Source organism: Pseudoduganella buxea, from assembly GCF_009720835.1.
Taxonomy (GTDB): Bacteria; Pseudomonadota; Gammaproteobacteria; order Burkholderiales; family Burkholderiaceae_D; genus Rugamonas; species Rugamonas buxea.
The window spans coordinates 1-19,551 of sequence record NZ_WNKZ01000058.1 but is presented as its reverse complement, the minus strand read 5'-3'; the positions used below and the strand labels follow the sequence as shown (position 1 = coordinate 19,551).

18 protein-coding genes are annotated in these 19,551 nt (G+C 66.9%); 7 read left to right on the top strand and 11 right to left on the bottom strand.

Annotated elements, in window-relative coordinates; genetic code table 11:
- Positions 1–47: 47 nt before the first annotated feature.
- From GM672_RS18310 to GM672_RS18260, 11 genes are read right to left on the bottom strand one after another with little or no spacing between them, the layout of a single operon-like run.
- Positions 48–1,943: an XrtA/PEP-CTERM system amidotransferase gene (locus GM672_RS18310; RefSeq protein WP_155471971.1), complete on the bottom strand. Its 1,896-nt coding sequence runs from the start codon at positions 1,941–1,943 to the stop codon at positions 48–50.
- The gene (locus tag GM672_RS18305; protein WP_229417805.1) at positions 1,931–3,136 is read right to left on the bottom strand and encodes a TIGR03088 family PEP-CTERM/XrtA system glycosyltransferase; all 1,206 of its coding nucleotides are present in this window, start codon (positions 3,134–3,136) and stop codon (positions 1,931–1,933) included. Before GM672_RS18305 ends, GM672_RS18310 begins: the two co-directional genes overlap by 13 nt.
- On the bottom strand, positions 3,133–4,719 hold the full coding sequence (gene xrtA, locus GM672_RS18300) for an exosortase A (RefSeq protein ID WP_155471970.1): 1,587 nt from the start codon (positions 4,717–4,719) through the stop codon (positions 3,133–3,135). The genes GM672_RS18305 and xrtA overlap by 4 nt, the downstream gene beginning before the upstream one ends.
- Positions 4,716–5,984 carry a TIGR03087 family PEP-CTERM/XrtA system glycosyltransferase gene (locus GM672_RS18295; protein WP_170300129.1) on the bottom strand — a complete coding sequence of 423 codons (1,269 nt, stop codon included), beginning with the start codon at positions 5,982–5,984 and terminating at the stop codon, positions 4,716–4,718. Before GM672_RS18295 ends, xrtA begins: the two co-directional genes overlap by 4 nt.
- Positions 5,985–5,988: 4 nt before the next feature.
- Positions 5,989–7,101 (bottom strand): FemAB family XrtA/PEP-CTERM system-associated protein, encoded by a 1,113-nt coding sequence (locus GM672_RS18290; protein WP_155471969.1) that lies wholly within the window; start codon positions 7,099–7,101, stop codon positions 5,989–5,991.
- Positions 7,098–7,967: an XrtA system polysaccharide deacetylase gene (locus GM672_RS18285; RefSeq protein ID WP_155471968.1), complete on the bottom strand. Its 870-nt coding sequence runs from the start codon at positions 7,965–7,967 to the stop codon at positions 7,098–7,100. The genes GM672_RS18290 and GM672_RS18285 overlap by 4 nt, the downstream gene beginning before the upstream one ends.
- An 11-nt stretch (positions 7,968–7,978) precedes the next feature.
- On the bottom strand, positions 7,979–9,130 hold the full coding sequence (gene wecB / locus GM672_RS18280; protein WP_155471967.1) for a non-hydrolyzing UDP-N-acetylglucosamine 2-epimerase: 1,152 nt from the start codon (positions 9,128–9,130) through the stop codon (positions 7,979–7,981).
- A gap of 2 nt (positions 9,131–9,132) precedes the next feature.
- A complete protein-coding gene (locus tag GM672_RS18275) occupies positions 9,133–10,173 on the bottom strand; it encodes an XrtA/PEP-CTERM system-associated ATPase (RefSeq protein ID WP_155471966.1) in 1,041 nt (346 codons plus the stop codon).
- A 12-nt stretch (positions 10,174–10,185) separates the two neighbouring features.
- On the bottom strand, positions 10,186–11,736 hold the full coding sequence (locus GM672_RS18270) for a TIGR03016 family PEP-CTERM system-associated outer membrane protein (RefSeq protein WP_155471965.1): 1,551 nt from the start codon (positions 11,734–11,736) through the stop codon (positions 10,186–10,188).
- A complete protein-coding gene (locus GM672_RS18265) occupies positions 11,717–12,682 on the bottom strand; it encodes an XrtA-associated tyrosine autokinase (RefSeq protein ID WP_229427761.1) in 966 nt (321 codons plus the stop codon). Before GM672_RS18265 ends, GM672_RS18270 begins: the two co-directional genes overlap by 20 nt.
- A gap of 37 nt (positions 12,683–12,719) precedes the next feature.
- The gene (locus GM672_RS18260; protein ID WP_155471964.1) at positions 12,720–14,249 is read right to left on the bottom strand and encodes an XrtA system polysaccharide chain length determinant; all 1,530 of its coding nucleotides are present in this window, start codon (positions 14,247–14,249) and stop codon (positions 12,720–12,722) included.
- Positions 14,250–14,489: 240 nt separating this feature from the next.
- Here GM672_RS18260 and GM672_RS18255 point away from each other — a divergent pair, with 240 nt between their 5' ends.
- The 7 genes from GM672_RS18255 to GM672_RS18225 form a co-directional block, all read left to right on the top strand.
- Positions 14,490–15,287, top strand: coding sequence for a S1 family peptidase (locus GM672_RS18255; RefSeq protein WP_229417804.1), 798 nt, complete (start codon positions 14,490–14,492; stop codon positions 15,285–15,287).
- A gap of 134 nt (positions 15,288–15,421) precedes the next feature.
- The gene (locus GM672_RS18250; protein ID WP_155471963.1) at positions 15,422–16,060 is read left to right on the top strand and encodes an XrtA/PEP-CTERM system exopolysaccharide export protein; all 639 of its coding nucleotides are present in this window, start codon (positions 15,422–15,424) and stop codon (positions 16,058–16,060) included.
- Between the two features lie 197 nt (positions 16,061–16,257).
- Entirely contained in the window at positions 16,258–16,848 is a 591-nt protein-coding gene (locus GM672_RS18245; protein ID WP_155471962.1) for a hypothetical protein, read from the top strand.
- A 62-nt stretch (positions 16,849–16,910) separates the two neighbouring features.
- Positions 16,911–17,078: a hypothetical protein gene (locus GM672_RS18240; RefSeq protein ID WP_155471961.1), complete on the top strand. Its 168-nt coding sequence runs from the start codon at positions 16,911–16,913 to the stop codon at positions 17,076–17,078.
- On the top strand, positions 17,075–17,989 hold the full coding sequence (locus GM672_RS18235; protein WP_155471960.1) for an HprK-related kinase A: 915 nt from the start codon (positions 17,075–17,077) through the stop codon (positions 17,987–17,989). Before GM672_RS18240 ends, GM672_RS18235 begins: the two co-directional genes overlap by 4 nt.
- Positions 17,986–19,083 (top strand): nucleotidyltransferase domain-containing protein, encoded by a 1,098-nt coding sequence (locus tag GM672_RS18230; protein WP_188916049.1) that lies wholly within the window; start codon positions 17,986–17,988, stop codon positions 19,081–19,083. Before GM672_RS18235 ends, GM672_RS18230 begins: the two co-directional genes overlap by 4 nt.
- Before the next feature lie 105 nt (positions 19,084–19,188).
- Positions 19,189–19,551 (top strand): SEL1-like repeat protein (locus GM672_RS18225; RefSeq protein WP_170300128.1); only part of this gene is annotated, 363 nt, incomplete at its 3' end.

Sequence of the window (19,551 nt, the reverse complement as noted above, 5' to 3'; positions counted from 1 at the left end):
GTCGCCGGTGGCGCGTTGGTGGCGAGAATGTCGAGGGTACCCATGGTTTAGCCGTGCATTTCTTTTTTCAGGAAGGCCTCGAACATCAGCAAGGTCCAGATCGGCGCGCTGTAGTCGCGCCGGCCGGACTGGTGGTGCTCCACCATCTCGGCCAGGAACGCGGTGTTGAACATGCCGGTGGCGGCCAGGTTCGGCCCCAGCAGCGAAGTGCGCACGCGCTCGCGCAGCGGCCCCCGGAACCAGGCCGCCAGCGGCACGGCGAAGCCCTGCTTGCGCCGGTACAGGATATCGTGCGGCAGGAATTTTTCCATGCTTTTCTTGAAGATGTACTTGCCTTCGCTGCCCTTCAGTTTCATCTCGGGCGGCAGGCCGGAAATCCACTCGACCAGCTGGTGGTCCAGCAGCGGCACGCGCACTTCCAGCGCATGGGCCATGCTGGCGCGGTCGACCTTGGTCAGGATGTCGCCCGGCAGGTAGGTCTTCATGTCCAGGTACTGGATCATCGACAGCGGGTCGTCCGTCGGCGCGCGGTCGGCATGGCCGCGCATCACGTCGATGGCCCGGTAGCCTTGCAGGCCGGCGCGGAATTTGTCGGAGAACAGCTGGTGGCGCATGGCGTCGGACATGATGGACACGCCGTGAAAGTAGCCTTCCACCAGGTCGCGCGACAGGGCCTCGAACGTCGTCTTGGCGCGAAACACGCGCGGCGCCCAGTCGGCCTTCGGATAGTACTTGCCCAAGGTGCCGAACAGGGGCTTGCGCAGCGCGGATGGAATGCGGCCCCGCACGCTCTCCTCGGCCATCGCATAGCGGTAGCGGCGGTAGCCGGCCAGGTTCTCGTCGCCGCCGTCGCCGGACAGCGCCACCGTCACGCGCCGGCGCGCCAGCTGGCACACGCGGTAGGTGGGAATGGCCGAGCTGTCGGCATACGGCTCGTCGTACAGGTCGGACAGGGTGTCGAGCAGCGCGAAGTCGTCCGTGTCGACCGTCTCGACATGGTGGTCCGTGTGGTACTGCTGCGCCACCTGGGCGGCATAGGCCGATTCGTCGTATGCCTTGTCGCGAAAGGCGATCGAGCAGGTATTGACGGCGCCTTTCGTCAGGCCCGCCATGGTGGCCACCACGGCGCTGGAATCGACGCCGCCGGACAGGAAGGCACCCAGCGGCACCTCGGCCACCAGCTGGCTCTTCACGGCGTCGCGCAGGCGCTCCACCAGCTCGCCCTGGGCGTCGCCCTCCGTCATGGCATGGTGCAGCTTGAACGGCACGTCCCAGTAGCGGCGCGCCTCGGCCAGCGGCTGGCCCACCTTCTGCAGCAGCCGGTAGCCCGGCGACAGTTTAAAGGCACCCTTGTAGATGGTCTTCGGCTCCGGCACGTAACCGTAGGCGAAATAGTCCTCGACGGCGTGCGGGTCGATCTCGCGCGGCAGGCCGGGCAGCGAGCGCAGCGCCTTCAGCTCGGAACTGAAGGCGAACAACCCGTCCGGCAGCATCGCGTAGAACATCGGCTTGACGCCCATGTGGTCGCGCGCCAGGAACATCACCTGCTGATTGCGGTCCCACAGGCCGAAGGCGAACATGCCGCGGAAGCGCTCGACGCAGGCCTCGCCCCACTCCTCCCACGCATGCACGATCACTTCCGTATCGCTGTGGGTGCGGAAGACGTGGCCCAGCGCCTTCAGTTCGGCCGTCAGCTCGCGGTAGTTGTAGATCTCGCCGTTGTAGCAGACCATGACGCTGCCGTCCTCGTTGCCCAGCGGCTGCTGGCCCGAGGCGATGTCGATCACCGACAGGCGCCGGTGGCCGAAGCCCACGCCCGGCTCGCGGTAGATGTCGCCTTCGTCCGGACCGCGATGGAACTGCGTGTCGTTCATCCGCCGCAGCAGCGCTTCATCGATGTCGCGCCTGCCGCGCGTGTCCAGTACACCCACTATTCCACACATGATGGCACCGCCCCTTTAGTCTTGATCCTGCTTTCGCACAGGCTGTCGTACATGGCCTGGTAGGCGGCCACCATCGCCGCCATGCTGTATTTGCGCAGCACCCGCTCGCGGCCGGCGGTGCCGTGCTGGGTCGCCAGGTCCGGCGACACCACGTATCGTTCCAATGCGGCCGCCATCGCGGCCGGGTCCGATGGCGGCACCAGGAAACCGGTGCCGCCGTCGGCGATCACTTCCGGAATGCCGCCCACCCGCGTGCCCACGACCGGCAAGCCGCTGGCCATCGCTTCCAGCGCGGAGCCGGGCGTGCCTTCGGCGATGGATGACATGGCGAAGATATCGATGCGGCGCAGGATGTCGGCGATATCGGTGCGCGCGCCGGGCAGCCAGACGGCGTCGGCCAGGCCGAGCAACGCCACCTTCTCGCGCGTGGCCGGCAGCAGCGGGCCGTCGCCGACGATGGCCAGGCGCAGGCGCGCCGCCTCGCCCGGCAGGCGCTGGCGCAGCAGGGCGAAGGCGTCGACCAGGGTGGCGTGATCCTTCACCGCCTGGATGCGCCCGACGGTTCCGATGACGATGTGGCCGGCCTCGAATGGGCTGTCCGCCGGCGCCGCATCGCCTGCCGCGCGGGGCCGGAAGCGTTCGGCATCGATGCCATTGACCAGCATGCGCGTCTTGTGGCCGGGTACCTTGATGACGGCGCGGTTCCACGCTTCCATCGCGGCCGAATTGGCGTAGCAGCAGTGATAGAACGGCACCATCAGGCGGCGCAGCAGGTTGTGCTTGCGATTGAGGCCGTGCGGGTCGTCCGCATCGCGGCCGTGGGCGCCGTTGATCCGCACGGGCACGCCGGCCGCCAGCGCCACGGGCGCATATTCAATGGCCGACAGGTTATACGAATGCAGCACGGCGGGCCGCAGCTGGCGCAACAGGCGCCACAGGGCGCCATGCGTGCCGAGCGACAGGCCGGGCTGCTTGTGCAGCGCGTGGAGGGCCACGTCGGTGCGCGCGATCTTGCGGGCGAAGGCGGGATTGAAGTCCGTCAGGCACACCACGGCATGGCGGTAGCGCTCGGCCGGCATGCGGTTGATGCGCTCGACCATCAGCGATTCCAGGCCGCCGAAATCGAGCCGGTAGATCAGGTGGACGATCAGCGCCCTGTCGTCGCGGGTAGTCAGGTCGGTCATCGTGTTCATGGCCTGCGGTTGGCGGCCAGCGCGGCATTGAGCGCGGCCAGTTCGCCGCGCAGGAAGTTGCGCAGCGCGGGCCGCGCCGTGGCGGGATTGTCTTCGTAGCGGGCGAACACCATCACGGCGGCGCCATCGTCGCTGCCGGTCAGGAATTTCTGGCGTACCTGCAGCAGCTTGCCGACATAGTCGTTGGCCGTGGTGGTGCCGCCGATCCAGTACCACTGCCAGACGACGAAGCGGGCATCGGCACCGGCGACCGTGGTCTCGCGCACCTGCAGGTGGCGGCCGTCGATGGTTTCGTCGCGCACGATCGTGCCCGTTTCATACCAGGCCGTGCGCCATTCGGTCAGGCGGTTGGTGGAGCTGATCAGGCGTCCCGGCTGGCCGTCGCGGTAGTAGCGCACGGCCAGGCCGACGCGGCTGCCGTCCACGCGGTAGAAGCGCCGCAGCGAGGCCGCTGCCGTGGCGTAGCTGGGTTCCCACTCCGTAAATGGCGCGGCGACCGGCACCTTGGCCCGGTAGGAGTCCAGCTCGGCCGGCGGCGGCGCGGCATTGGCCGGTTCCAGGTAATGGCCATAGGCGGGCCAGACGCCGATGCAGGCGGTGGCTGCCAGCGCCGCCAGCGCTGTCCGGGCCGGCGATGCAGGCCGGGTCTTGCCGGCGTAGTGGCTCGCCGGCGGCGCGGCGCGGTCCTCGCGCCAGAAGCTGCCGATCCAGAACAGCAGCAGCATGACGAGGCCGAAAAATACCCAGCCGTAGATCAGGTGGTCGACGCCGACGGCAAGGGTCATATTGCTGGTATGGCCGATCATGACGATCATGTAGGCGCGCAGCGCGTTGGCGAAGATGGGCAGTACCAGCGAGACCAGCGCGAACAGCACGCGGCGCCACGTGCTTCGGTAGGTCAGGTAGGCGTACAGGCAGCCCAGCGTGAACGACGAAATCAGGTAGCGCAGGCCGCTGCAGGCTTCGACAACGGACCAGTCGCCCGTGGGGATGCTGAAGTTGTTCCCTTCGCGCAGAACGGGAATGCCGGTGGCGCGCAGCGCGTCGACGGTGAAGCTGGCCGTGAGCTGGATCAGGGGATCGATCAGGCCTTCGCCGACGGGCACGCCGAACAGGATGAACGCAAGCGGAAAGGCAATGGCGCGGGCGATGGCCGTGCCGGCGACGGCCAGCACCGTCAGCGGGATCATGGCGGCGAAGGCATACTGGCGCACGATGGAGACGTCGCCCAGCAGCCCGAGCATCCAGGCCGCACCGCACAGCAGCAGCGCCGCCAGGGCGGGCAGCCAGGGCCGCACGGGCAGCTGCGCCAGCACGGCGCGGCGCTGCCAGATCAGCCACAGGCTGATCGGCAGGATCACGTAGCCATGAGCGAAGGTGGCGGAGCGCTGCCAGATCGCGACGATGGACGCGGCCGTATCGAAGTAGGCGATGAACGGCACCAGTATGGCGGCGCAGACGATCAGCCATTGCACGGTACCGGTGCCGGCGGCAGGCGGCGTGGCCGGCACGGCCTGGGCTTCGGCCGGCAGGTGCTTGCGCGCGGTGCGCAGGTCGACGACGTTGCTGGCGTGGGTGTTCATGCGCCCGTCCATTCCGGCAAGGGGTTGACCGCCGGGGCGGCGGCAGCTGCGCCAGCATGCATGGGCGGCGCTTCCAGCAGGCCGTCCAGCGCGGCCAGCCTGGCATCCCAGCCATATGCGGCCTCGATGCAGGCCCGCGCGGCGGCGCCGAAGTTGCCGGGCGCGGCCAGCTGGGCATTGACGGTGGCGGCAAATGCCGCCGCGTCGTCGGCGACGATGACGTCGCGGCCCGACACGGCGTCGATGCCTTCCAGCGCCTGCGGCGACAGGATCACCGTGCGCGCCATCGACATCGCTTCCAATACCTTGTTCTGGATGCCCCGTGCCACGCGCAGCGGCGCCACCGACAGGGCCGCGTGGGCGACATACGGCCGCACGTCCGGCACGGTACCGGTGACGACGACGCCGGGCAGCGCGGCCAGGGCACGCACGGCCGGCGCCGGGCGGGCACCGACGACGACGAAGCGCGCCGCGGGTGTACGTGCCAGCACGGCCGGCAGCACTTCGCGGGCGAACCATTCGACCGCGTCGATATTGGGCCAGTAGTCCATGGCGCCGCAGAACACGATGGCCCGTTCGCCCGGCGCGTAGGGATTCGCGGCAGCCTGGGCAAATTCGCCGTCCGGGCTGAAATACGCGGTGTCGACGCCATTGCTGTAGAAGCCGATGCGATCCGCGCTTTCCGGCGCCAGGCGGCGGAACAGCTGCGCTTCCGGCTGCGACACGAACAGGGTCGCGTCGCTGCATGCCGCCACCTTGCGCTCGTAGCACAGCAGGCGGCTCGCTTCGTAGGCATACAGCAGGCTGGCCGGCCAAGGCTTCTGGCCGGCGTACTGCCGCCATTTTTCGGAATCGACATCGCACAGGTCGACGATGCGGCGTGCATCCGGGTAAGGCTGGGCATACTGCGCCATCGGCGACGAGAACACGACGATGCGTTCGATCTTTTTCGATCCCATCGTGTGGCGCACCCAGTGGCGAGTGCCCCGGTCGCTGTAATAATCCAGCGACATGGCGCGGTTGGCCAGCAGCGCGCGCAGGCTGCGCACCCGGGCGATGCGGGGATTCAGGGGCGCGAAATGGCTGGAGGCGCACAGCTTGCGCACGTGCGGCACGTACTGCCAGTCGTCCTTGTCGTCGACGAAGGTGGCCAGGTGCACGCGATAGCGCTTGGCCAGGTGCTGCAGCAGGTGCCACGAGCGGATCTTGTCCCCCTTGTTCGGCGGGTAGGGGATGCGGTGCACCAGCAGCAGCAGATCGTCCACGGTATTACCCCAGGTCCTTGACGATATGCGGGCCCAGCGCGTTGGCCAGCGCCAGGGGCAGCTTCTGCCACAGCTTGATGAACAGCTGGTACTTCGGGTTCAGCGGGTTCACGTCGGGGATGGCGGTGGCCGTCACCAGGTGGTATTCGTACGGCAGCGGCTGGGCCGTGAAGCCCCAGTTCTTCTTGAAATCGAAGGCGCCCGTGCCGACCTTGCTGCGGCCGAAGTCGAACAGCCGGCAGCCGCGCGCGGCCGACGCCTGCATCAGGTTCCAGTACATGAAGTCGTTGCCGGCCACGTCGCGCGCCACCGGCATGCCGCCGCCGTAGTAAGGCAGCACCTCGTCGCGGAAGAAGAAGCTCAGCACGCCGGCGACGAGCTGGCCGTCCTTGACGATGACGCGCACTTCGCAGTCGTTTGCGAATTCCTGCTTCAGCAGGGCGAAGTACTTTTTCGAGAACACGGGCGTGCCCAGGCGGTGCACGCTGTTCGAATAGGCCACGAAGAAGCGTTCGACATCGTCGTCCACTTCGCCCGTCAGGCCGCACTTGATGCCCTTGCGGACCATCGCGCGCTGCTTGCGCGGGATGGCGTTCATGTTTTCCTCGTCGTCCGCGCCGATGGCCTTGCGGAACGTGACGTACAGTTCCTTGCCCTGCCAGGCCGGGTCGCCCGGGTGCGCCGGCGTGTAGTTGCGGTATTCCAGGTGGCCGGCGCCCAGCGACGCGGCCAGTGCCAGCGCGGCGGCGTCCAGTTCGCGCTGCGCCGCATCCGACACGGCCGCCACGCCGCCATACACGCAGAACGGCAGCGCGATCAGCGAGTGGCCGAACAGCCTGCTCTTGATCTGCGCCAGCGGCAGCACGCCGACGATGGCGCCATCCTGCTCGGCCAGGTGGAACCAGGTGCGGTGGCCGAAGGCATGTTCGATGACGCGCTGCCAGCCGGCGCGGTGGAAGAAGCTGGCCTGCGGGCAGGTGTACACGAAGGCATCCCAGCGCGCGCGGTCCTGGGCGTCGTCGCGCAGAAGGCGCACCGTCACGGGTCCCGGCACAGGGTCCGGAACGGATGCAGGTTCGCGGGCGCGTTCCATCGCCGCTTCGATGATGGCGCTCATGGCCGCCCCAGGAAGATGCGATCCATCCGGTCCCAGGCGAAATCGCGCGTCAGCGCGCGAATGCGCCGCTCCATGCGGCCCAGGTTGACGTAGTGGCGGAAGCGGCTTTTCATGGCGATGCCTTCCGGGCGCGGCTGGCCCGGATCGATTTCCCACGGGTGGAAATAGAAGATGGCCGGCTGTGCGTCCATGCGGTTCACGCGCCGCATCATCGTGCGCGACAGCGCATACGGCAGCAGGCGGAAGTAGCCGCCGCCGCCGGCGGGCAGGTTGCGCTTCATCAGGCGCACCGTCGTGATCGGCACTTCCAGCAGGCCGTCGGTGCCGTTCGGGTAGAAGGCGAAACGGGGCGCGTCGGGCATTCCGTAGTGATCGTGCGCGATCGGATAGATGCTGGAGCTGTAGCGGTAGCCCGCCTCCTGCAAGGCGGCCAGTGCCCACAGGTTGGCGGGGCCGATCGAGAAGCTGGGCGCGCGGTAGCCCAGCACGCGCTGGCCGCCGATATCTTCCAGGATCGCCTTGCTGCGCGAGATGTCGTCCATGAATTCGGCGCGCGACTGGTCCGACGCCCGCAAGTGGCCGTAGCCATGGCTGGCCAGTTCATGGCCGGCCGCGACGATCCTGCGCACCATGGCCGGATAGCGTTCGGCGATCCAGCCCAGGGTGAAGAAGGTGGCCCGGGCATCGCCCTCTTCCAGGATTGCCAGGATGCGTTCGATATTGGCTTCGACGCGGCATTCGCGCGATGGCCAGCTGGCGCGGTCGATCTGCTCGGCGAAGGCCGAGACCTGGAAGTAGTCCTCGACGTCGATCGTCATCGCGTTGCGGATGGTTTGCGCTGCGAAGTGTGGCACCGGCCCGTTCATCTGCTTCTCCTTCAGCCGCGCGCGCGCAGCCAGTCGCGCACGATGACGGCGATGCGTTCGGCGGCGCGGCCGTCCCAGAAATGGGGCACGCGGCCGGCCTTGCCGCCGCCGGCCAATACCTGGTCATAGGCCGCCATGATGCGCACAGGGTCGTCGCCGGCGATGGTGTTGGTGCCTTCGTCGACGGTAATCGGACGCTCGGTATTGTGACGCAGCGTGATGCAGGGCGTACCCAGGGCCGTGGTCTCTTCCTGGATGCCGCCGGAGTCGGTCAACACGACTTTCGCGTCCTTCATCAGGCCCAACATTTCCAGGTAGCCCATCGGCGGCAGCAGCAGGATCTGCTGGCGGTCCAGCAGGTGCGACAGGCCGAAGCGCTCGATGGTGGCGCGAGTGCGCGGGTGGACGGGGAAGATCACCGGCGTGCGCATGCTGATCCGGGCGGCCGTTTCCAGCAGCCGTTGCAGGATGACGGGGTCGTCCACGTTCGACGGCCGGTGCAGGGTCAGCACGGCATAGCCATGGTCGGCGAAGCCGGGCCGGCCGGCATCGAGCGCGATCTGCGCGGTGGCGATGGCACGCGGCAGGTTCAGGCGCAGCGTGTCGATCATGACGTTGCCGACGAAGTGGATGCGGCTGTCGGCGATGCCTTCCTTGAGCAGGTTGTCGCGGCCGCTTTCCTCGGTGGTAAACAGCAGGTCGGACAGCTGGTCCGTCAGCACGCGGTTGATTTCCTCCGGCATGGCGCGGTCGAAACTGCGCAGGCCCGCCTCGACGTGGATGACGGGCACGCCCTTCTTGGCCGCCACCAGCGCGCAGGCGATGGTGGAATTGACGTCGCCCACCACCAGCACGGCCGACGGCTGCACTTCGTCCAGCGCCGGTTCGAAGCGGCGCATCACTTCGGCCGTCTGCTGGGCGTGGCTGCCGCTGCCCACTTCCAGGTTGACGTCCGGCTCGGGAATCCCCAGGGCCTGGAAGTACTGGTGGTTCATCGCCACGTCATAGTGCTGGCCCGTGTGCACCAGCTTGGGCTGCAGAGCCGCGCCGGGCGCCGCCATCGCCGCCATGATGGGCGCCATCTTCATGAAGTTGGGGCGTGCGCCGACCACGCACAGGATGCGGTGCAGTTCGCTGCCGCCTTGATCGTTGGACTGCTTCATCGTCATTCGCCATCCATGGCTTGGTTGGCACCGGCGGGCGTGCGCACGATGCGTTTCAGGATCGACAGGACCGATCCCATCGATTTTTCCAGGCGCAGCATGCGCTCGTCCAGCACCGCCGGGTACTGGTGGCCGAACACGGCCTGTTCGACGCTGAAGCCGGCACCGTCGTCGGTCGCGGCACTGGCCATGCCGGCCATGCCGGCCATGCCGGCTGCCACGGGCGCCTGGAATTCCTGGTCGATATCGCCGATGACGGTGGCGATATCGGCTTCGGTGAACGCGTGCATCTCTTCCAGGAAGCCCATCAGCAGCAGGCGGTCGCACAGCAGGTTGGTCTTGCGTGGAATCCCCCCCGTGAACTGGTAGATCGCCGCATGGGCCCCGGCGCTGAAGGATGGATCGCCCTTCCAGCCGACGGTGAGCAGGCGGTGTTCGATATAGGCCTGGGTTTCCAGCGCATCCATCGGGCCCAGGTGGTACGTGGCGATGACCCGCTGCCGCAGCTGCTGCATGCCGGGGCTGTGCAAGGTTGCGCGAAATTCGGGCTGGCCCAACAGGAACGTCTGCAGCAATGACTTGTCGTCCGTCTGGAAGTTCGACAGCATGCGCAATTCTTCCACCACGCGGGGCGTCAGGTTCTGCGCCTCGTCAACGATCAGCAGTGCCCGCTTGCCGGCCTTGTCGCAGGCACGCAAGTAGGCTTCCAGGCGACTGAGTAGCGCCGTCTTGCTGCTGGCATCCTCGTAGGGCAGGCCGAAGCCGGCCACGACGCCGCGCAGGATATCGTCCGCGTTCAGGTGGGTATTGACCAGGTGGGCCGCGACGATCTGCTCGGACTCGATGCGGCGCAGCAGGCTGCGCACCAGGGTCGTCTTGCCGGCGCCGACGTCGCCCGTGATGACGATAAAGCCTTCGCCCTGGGCCAGGCCATAGTCGAGATAGGCCATGGCGCGCTTGTGGCCCTTGCTGCCAAAGAAGAAATGGGGGTCGGGGCGCAGGCGGAATGGCTTGTCGCTCAGCCCGTAGTAACTTTCATACATCGCGTTACCCTGTCAAAGCTGGATGGTTAATTGTGCCGAGACGGAATTTTCCGTGTACGGCGTGGAAGACAGTCCGGCGGTGCCGTTGGTGCGGCGCAGCGACACGGAGCCGGAGGCGCCCCGTCCGAAACCGTGGCTGGCCGTCAGTGCCGTCGTGCGGGTGCGCGACTGCAGGTCCAAGGTCAGCGACTGGGCCCGCATGTACGAACTGCTGAGCGACAGGTTCGTGCGCGCATTGAGCTGGTAGTTGATGGAGGCGCTGCCGCCACCCTGGGTGACGTTGTCGTTCATGCTGAAGTTGTTCGACCCCAGCAGGGTGCTGTCGGCGCGGCCCGTCGTCAGCGCCTCGCGGCGCGTCCGGTAGGCGCTGAGAACGGCGGTGCTGCGGGCGGCGCGGAACGCGACGGAAGCGTTCAGCTGCTTCTGCAGCACATAGCGGTTGCTGAAGTAGTTGACGCTGTTCGGCAGCGACGGCGGCAGGCCGGTGGCGCGCATGTAGGCCGCCACGATCAGCGCGCGCTGTACCGGGTCCGGGTAGTTCGCCATGAACATCTGGTTCAGCAGGGCCGCCGTGTCGACCGTGCTGGGAATCAGGAACTGCGAGCGCGACGTCGTCACGTCGTCACCGTAAGTGATGTTCCAGACGGTGCGGCGGCTGCGGTGCATCAGGCGCAGCGAATAGCTGTCGCCGTAGTAGCGCCGGCCCAGCGTCGCTTCCACATTGGTGCGGCTCGATGGCGTCCAGCGAAACCCCGTCGACCAGTTGGCGCCTTCGGTCTTGTCGCTCAGCGCCTCGTAGGTGTACTTGTCGTAGCCGGCGGTGGCGGTCAGGCGCAGCTGGCGCGTCAGGCCGAAGCCGACATTGGCATTGACGGTGCGGCTGTGGGTTTCCGGCAGGGCCGCCGTATCGATATCGGAACTGCTGGCCTGCATGCCCCACGTGAATTTCTGGAACGTGGCGCCGCTGTTCACGCTGACGGTCAGCGAATCGCCCTCGCTGCTGCCCAGGCCGATATTGCCGCCATCCACCGAATCGCGCGTATAGCTGGCCTGCAGCGTGGCGAAGTTGCCCAGTTCCCGCACCAGCACGGGGTTGACGCGCCAGCTGCGCACCTGCTGCCGGTTGGTGCTGGTGTAGTCGTTCTGGATTTGCGGGCCGAAGGCGGAAATGGGCTGCAGGCTGATGTGGTAGTCCGCGTCCACGTAGAACAGGTCCGGCACCACCTTGGCCCGCATGGCCGCGCTCAGCTGCTGGGTGATGCGGTCGGCACCGCTGGGCCGCTCGCCCGTGTATTCCAGTGCATTGATGCGATAGTCCAGGCTGGCGTCCAGCCGCGGCGTGCGGTTGGCGATGCGCAAGGACGGCGATACCTCGGTGATCCACTGGGAGCCGGATTTCGCGCTGGCCAGGCTGGCATTGTCGGACCACGTCTCGCGCAGCGTGACGGCGGGCGAGATCACCCACTCGGCGCGCGCCATGGGCGCCGCCAGCAGCACGAACAGCACCAGCGGCGCCGGCGCCAGCCGGCGTCCGTGCGGCTCTTTAGCCGTAGTGATAGTCATACGTCTCGGCCCCAAGCAACTCGCGCGACTTGTTGTAGATGAGGTTGACGTTGCTGCAGCCTTCCAGCTGGCTCAGGGCTTCCATGACGGCGTGCTGGGTGGTGCGTTCCGATTCCACCACCATGGCGATCTGGCCCATGTGCCCGGCCAGCACCCGCGCCTCGCTGGTGAGCAGCAGCGGCGGCGAATCGAAGATGACGATCCGGTCCGGATAGCGGTTGGCGATCTCGTGCACGAGCTGGCGCATGGCCTGGCTGGCCAGGATTTCCGTGGCATTGGCGCTGCTGGTACCGGCCGGCAGGATCGTCAAGGTATCGACATTGGTACGCAGCATCACGTCCGACATCTCGTGCTCTTCCTGCAGCACGTCGAGCAGGCCCCGTTGGGCCGACACGCCCAGGGTGCGCAGGATCGATGGGCGCGCCACGTCGGCATCGACCAGGAGCACCGTGTGGTCCAGCTCCATGGCGATGCTCATGGCCAGGTTGATGGCGCAGAAGGTCTTGCCTTCGCCCGGCAGCGAGCTCGTCACCATGATCAGGTTGCCCGGGTTCTCGCCCTGCTTGCGCGGCGCGAAGGCGCGCTTGATCAGGGGCCGCTTGATGATGCGGAATTCTTCGACCATGGGCGTGCGCCCGCCGGCCGACGTGACGAGGCCACGGCGCGACATGCCGGGCAGGTCCAGTTCGATGCGCCGGACCCGGTGCGGGCTGCCCGGACGGAGCTGGTCCGCATGGGCCTGGCCGGCCGGATCGTCGATCAGTTTCGCCATCGGCGTGCCGCCCAGGGCGGGACGCGATTCCAGCAGCGGCGCCTGGGCCGCCGGGGGCACATAGGCCGGCTGGGCCGGCGCGGCGCGGGGTGCCGGGTCGTCCAGCACGGCCACGTTATCCTGGAGCGCGCGCGGTGGAGGCAGGCGGCTGGCTGCTTTTTCGATAATGCTCACGAGGCACTCCTGTGTGATTGGACCATCGCGCTCCCCCTCACGTGGAGCGGAACAGGGTCAGTGTCAGGATGCCGCCATAGGCGCTGAACAGCGACAGGATGGCGACGCCGAAGCCCACCAGGCGGCGTTTGCGCTTGACCTTCTCGCCGTCCGTCCAGTTCATGCTGATCGCGCCCAGCACGGGGAAGCCCGTGGCATCGCGCAGGCTGCGCTGGCTGAGGAAGGTCGGGCGGACCTGGCTCATCAGCAAGGCGGCGCCGAGCCCGGCCACCAGCGAGGCCAGCAGCACGATCGAATACAGGCGCAGGCGGTTCGGGCCCACCGGCGTGCGCGGCGCGGTAGGCGGATCGACGACGCGGAAGCTCATCATGTCGGTGGCCGTGCTGAGGTCGCCCGACAACTTGGCCGACTCGCGGCGCTGCACCAGCTTCTCGTAGTTTTCCTTGTTGATCGAGTAATCCCGGTTCAGCTGGGCCAGCTGGGCCTCGATTTCCGGTGCCATATTGCTGTGCGAGCGCATCTGCGCCAGCCGCGACGTGTATTCGTTCACGCGCGCCTTCAGCGACGCCAGCTTCGCTTCCTCGACGGACAGGGCGACGTTCATCTGCTGCAACATCGGGCTGTAGTTGGCGCCCGGGTCACCAGGCTTGACGGTCTTCGCCTCGGTTTTCTTGCGGTTCTCCAGCGACGCGATCAGGCGCTTGGCGGCGACGATGTCCGGATGCTCTTCCGTGTACTGCAGGCGCAAGGTGTCGAGCTGCTTCTCGACGGCGGCGATGCGCTCGTCGATTTCCGGATTGGCCGGCTCGGCCACGACGGCGCCGCCCACCGGCGCCATCTCGTCGCCCAGCATCTGGCGCTTGATGGCATTGCGGGCCTGTTCCGTCTCCAGCATTTCCAGCTTGGCCTGGCTCAGCTTGTCCGCCAGCTCGCCGTAGCCGCTGGCATAGTCGCTGCCCTGGCGGGGCAGCATGCCCATGTTGCGGATCTTGAACTCCTTCAGCGCGTTCTCGCCCGTGGCGAGGCGTTCCTCGTACATCTTGATCTGGTCGTCGATGAACTGGATGGCTTTTTCCGAATCGAGCTTCTTGCCGCCGAAGCTGCCCTCGACAAAGATCGTCAGCAGCGACTGCACCACTTCCTTGCCCGTCTTCGGGTTGGCGCTCGTGTAGGAGATCGTGTAGATGTCGTCGCGCTCGGTGCCGCCCATTTTGATCTGGGTCATCAGCTTGTCGACCATCTCTTCCTGTTCGCGCGGCGAGCCCGCTTTAATGTCAAGATCGACCATGCGCATGACGCGCTCGACATTGGGGCGGCTGATCAGGGTGCGGCGCATGAACATGACTTGCTGCTCGACATTGGGCATCGTCGTCATGCTGGCCATCAGGGGCTTCAGGATACTTTGGGTGTCGACATAAACCCGGGCGGTGGCCTGGTATTCGTCGGGCATGGAATAAACGTAGGCCCAGCCACCCAATGCCACCAGCCAGCTGATGCCGATGGCATACCAGCGATAATTGCCAATTGCCTTTAGAAACGACAACAGTACGGCGACAAGCTCAGCCATTTCGTCAACTCGCGAAAGATTACCAAGGCGGCGGGTGATGGAACTATGACTCGCAACCCAAAAGTTATTGCTTAAATTACATCAATTTCACTATAATACCTTAGAAAGCGTTGCCTGTTTATATTATTTTAAGGCTGCGGCATTCGCGCGACATCCGTGACATTGGCGTAATAAACCAGGCGGATCGGTAAATTGGTGGTAATCTGGCCGGTTGGCCGCAGATTCGAATCGAGGAGCACCATGAGTATTCGCGCGACCCGTCTCTCCTGCCTTGTTCCGGCCCTGGCCATGGCGGCCGTGCTCGCCGTGTGGCCGGTCAGCCCGGTCCACGCCGATGCGCTGACGGCCATCGTGCCCGCCATCAAGCCGGCCATCGTCGGTATCGGCACGATGCTGCCGACGCGGGCACCGCCCGTCGTATTCATCGCCACCGGTTTCGTTGTCGGCGACGGACTGAGCGTCATCAGCAATGCCCACGCGGTGGCCGCGCCGCTGGCCGTGGAACGGGGCGAACTGCTGGGCATCGTCACCGGCAGCGGCAGCCAGCTGCAATTCCGCACGGCCACCATCGCCGGCATCGACCGCGAGCACGACCTGGTGCACCTGCGCCTGACGGGCACGCCCCTGCCGGCCCTGCGCCTGGCCACGGAGCCACCGGCGGAAGGCAGCCAGCTGGCGTTTACCGGCTTCCCCCTGGGCATGTCGCTGGGCCTGGTGCCCGCCACCCACCGTGCCACCCTGGCCGCCATTGCCCCGGTGGTCCTGCCGGCAATCAACTCGCGCGCCCTGAATGCCCGCGCCGTCAGCCAGTTGAAGAACCCCACCTTCGGCATTTTCCAGCTCGACGGCACGGCCTATCCCGGCAACAGCGGCAGTCCCCTGTACGAACCGGCCACGGGCAATGTGGTGGGCGTCATCAATATGACGGCGCTGAAAGGCACGCGCGAAGGCGCCATCGCCACCCCCAGCGGCATCAGCTACGCCATTCCCGCGCAGCATGTCGCAGAACTGTTACGCCGGGGTGGCGCGGCAAAATAAAAGGCCGCCGGAATGCGCTACCGGCCTTGCCCCTGATATACAATTGAAATGCCAAAAAGAAAACTTAAGATGGCTAGCTGGCAACAAAGAATGCCGGCAGCCGGGCGATGGAAGTCCTGAACAGGAGAAATCTGATGTCGAACCAGAAATCCCAGCGTGGCTGGTGGACGACGGGCGCCCTGGCGCTGCCCCTCGCCCTGTCCATCGTATTGCTGACCGGCTGCGCGACGCCCAAGGGTGGCGCCCCCGACGCCGGTCCCACCCCCACCAGCGACTACCTGATCGGTGCCGGCGACAACGTCATGATCCAGGTGTGGCGCAATCCGGAGGTGTCCACGTCCGTGCCGGTGCGTCCGGACGGCAAGATCACCGCGCCCCTGGTGGAAGACCTGGAAGCATCGGGCAAGACATCCACCCAGCTGGCCCGCGATATCGAAAAAGCCCTCAGTAAATATATCCAGCAGCCCGTCGTGACGGTCATCGTCACGGGCTTTGTCGGCACCTATGGCGAGCAGATTCGCGTCATCGGCCAGGCGGCCCGGCCGCAGGCCCTGCCTTACCGGCGCGATATGTCGCTGATGGATGTGCTCATTGCCGTCGGCGGCGTGACCGAATTCGCCGCGGGGAATAAGGCCACCATTATCCGGCGCAGCGGCGGCGGCACGCAGACATTCAATGTACGCCTGAATGACCTGATCAAGGAAGGCGATATATCGGCGAATGTGCCAATGCGTCCGGGTGACGTGCTCGTGGTTCCCGAGAGTTTCTTCTGAGTTAATACAGGTGCCGTTCCGAGTTTTGTCGATAAACTTTACACTTTATTGATGAACAACAAGGTTAGGCGCGATTTTCCATCGCATCGTTTGCGATAACTCATTGATTCAATAAAGATCGGCAGCGGATCTCCGACATTGGTATGGAGATTGCTTAATCTACCGCTGCCAGCCAGGCATCTACCGAGGATCGAAACGTGGTCACCCCAAAACAGCCAGACACCATTGCCGACACCGCTCAAGCGGCCCCGCCGCCGGTGGAGGCATCGCTCAGCCAGCATGGCCTGTCGCGGCGCCGCTTCACGCGCGCCGGGGCCGCGGCCTCGGGCGTGTTGCTGACCCTGCACGGCGCGCCGGGCATGGCGGCCGAAGTGTGCACCACCGCGTCCGGATCGCTGTCGGGCGGGCTGCAAAGCTTTCGCGGCCCGAAGCCGGTCTGCTCGGGCCGCTCGTCCGGCTACTGGAAAACCCACTCATGGCCGGGGGGCTGCGACAAAAACATGGCCTACGCCAAGGTGTTCGCCTGCGATGCCAAGTCCTTCAAATCGTACGGCAGCGTCAGCCTGAGCGGCATCCTGACGCCGAAGAGCTTCGACAAGCACGGCATTGGCCGCCACCTGGTGGCCTGCTGGCTCAACGTCAAGGCGGGGCTGTCGACGTTCCAGACCGAAGTCGAGCTCAAGCGCATCTGGAACGAATACAACACGAAGGGCTACTACACGCCCACGGCCGGCGTGCGCTGGGATGGCGCGCGCATCGCCGAATACCTGCAAAGCACGTTTGACTGATGGCGGCTTGGCGGATCGTGCCAGGCCAGGCGCTGCAACACCGCTGCTGGGATGGAACGGCTGTGCTCTACAATGATTTATCCGGTGCCACGCACCAGCTCGACGAAGCGGCGCTGGCCCTGCTGCTGGACCTGCGCGACGGCCTGCTCGGTGCCGGCGACCTGGCCGACCCGGCCCTCCTGCCCCTGCTGGACAGCCTGCGCCAGCTCGACCTGATCGAACCGGCATGACGGACGTGGCCTCCCTCGGGCCGGCGCGGCTGCGTGCTGCGCTCGGCGGCAGCGGCCTGACCCTGGGCACCGGGCGCTTCGCCACCCGCCTGCAGACGGCCATTCCCAGCGTTGCCGACAGCATCGCCCTGCTGTATGCGGATTACCCCGTGCTGGACGAGAACGCGTTTGCCGACTTCCACCTGCAACTGACCCGCCCGCTGACGCCGCGCCGCTGGCTCAAGCCCCAGGTGACGCTGCTGTACGACGGCCGCTCGCTGTTTCGCCCGCTGCCGCTGGACCAGGCCTTTCCCATGTTCGAGTGGGGCCTGAACTGGTGCGTCTCCAGCCGGGCCAACCGTTACCTGATCGTGCATGCGGCCGTGGTCGAGAAGAACGGCCGCGCCGCCATCCTGCCGGCCCCGCCCGGGTCGGGCAAGAGCACGCTGTGCGCCGCCCTCGTCGGCCGCGGTGGCTGGCGCCTGCTGTCGGACGAACTGACCATGCTGCGCCTGGACGACGGCCTGCTGGTGCCCCTGCCACGCCCCGTCAGCCTGAAGAATGCGTCGATCGACGTCATCCGCGCCTATGTGCCCGACGCCGTGCTGAGCCGCCCCGTGACGGACACCACCAAGGGCACCGTCGCGCACATGAAGGCGCCCGCCGCCAGCGTGCTGCGGGCGGGCGAAACGGCCGTGCCGGCCTGGGTGGTGTTCCCCCGCTACGCGGCCGGCGCAGCGCTGGCGGCCCAGCCCATGGCGCGTGCCGACACTTTCATGGAACTGGCCGCCAACTGCTTCAACTACAGCCTGCTGGCCGCCAGCGGCTTCGACGCGCTGGCCGGCCTGGTCGAGCACTCGCAGGGCTACCGCTTCACGTACAGCGTGCTGGACGAGGCGCTGGCCTTTTTCGACACCCTGGCGGCGCCATGACGGCCGCGCTGCAGCCCTTGCTGGTCGGTGCCCTGCGCGACCCGGCAGGCGTGACGCGCCTGGACGATGCGCAGTGGGACCTGCTGCTGCGCCAGGCCGGCGCGGCCAACCTGATGGCCAGCCTGGGCCACCTGCTGGCCCGGCACGACCTGCTGGACCGCGTGCCCGCCTGCGCGCGCGAACACCTGGACTGGGCCGGCGTGCTGGCGCGGCGCCACCGCCAGGCCGTGCGCTGGGAGGTACGGCTGGTCAAGCAGGCCCTGCGCGAACTGGGCCTGCCGGTGCTGCTGCTCAAGGGCGCGGCCTACAGCATCACCGGGCTGCCCGCCGGGCAAGGCCGGCTGTTCTCCGACATCGACATCCTCGTGCCCGAGGCACGCCTGGCCGAAGCGGAGGCGGCACTGATGCTGGCCGGCTGGGCCGGCACCCACCACGATCCCTACGACCAGCGCTACTACCGCGAATGGATGCATGAGCTGCCGCCGATGCAGCACGTGCGCCGCGAATCGCTGATCGACGTGCACCACGCGATCCTGCCGAAGACGGCGGCGGCCCGGCCTGACTCGGCCCTGCTGCGCGCCGCCGCCGTGCCCGTGGATGGCGAAGCGGGCGTGCGCGTGCTGGCCCCCGTCGACATGGTGCTGCACAGCGCCGTGCACCTGTTCAGCGACGGCGAGTACAACAACGGCCTGCGCGACCTGTTCGACATCCACCGCCTGCTGGAGCATTTCGGTACGGATGCCCGCTTCTGGGCCCAGCTGGTGCCGCGCGCCCACCAGCTGGAACTGGCCAGGCCACTGTTCTACGCGCTGCGCTATGCCGGCATGCTGCTGGGCACGACGGTGCCGGCCGCCGCGACCGATGCGCTGCGCGACACGGCGCCGCCGGCACCGCTGCTGGCCCTGATGGACGCGCTGTTCCGGCGCGCACTGCTGCCGGAGCACACCAGCTGCGGTGACTGGCTCAGCCCAGTTGCCCGCTTCCTGCTGTATATCCGTGGCAATTGGCTGCGCATGCCGCCCGTGCTGCTGGCCCGGCACCTGCTGCATAAGGCGACCTTGTCCTTGCTCAAACCCCGGCAGGAAGCTGCCTGAACGCTGCCATACCGTCGCTACAATGAACGAAGCGAGGTCCGCCGCGCTACACGTTCCCAAGGAGCCACCATGTTTCCCACGGAAAGCCTGAAAGGCTGACGCATCATGCGCCCGCTCATTTCCCTCCTGCTGCTGCTGGCCGGCCTTGCATTCGGCACGGCGGCGCCGGCGCAGACGGCCGCGACACTGCTCGACACGGCTGCCCAGTACGAACACGGCGAAGGCGTGCCGCGCGACCTGTCCGTGGCCTCGCTGCTGTATTGCCGCGCCGCCCGCATGGGCGACCCGGATGCCCAGTACCGGCTGGGCTGGATGATCGCCAACGGCCGCGGCTTTACGCGCGACGACGGCATGGCCTGGCAGCTGTTCGCGCTGGCGGCGGCGCAGCAGCATGCGCAGGCCGTCGCGCTGACGGCCACGTTGCCGGCCCGGCCCGAAGCCCAGCTGCCGCGGTGCATGCGCCCGGAC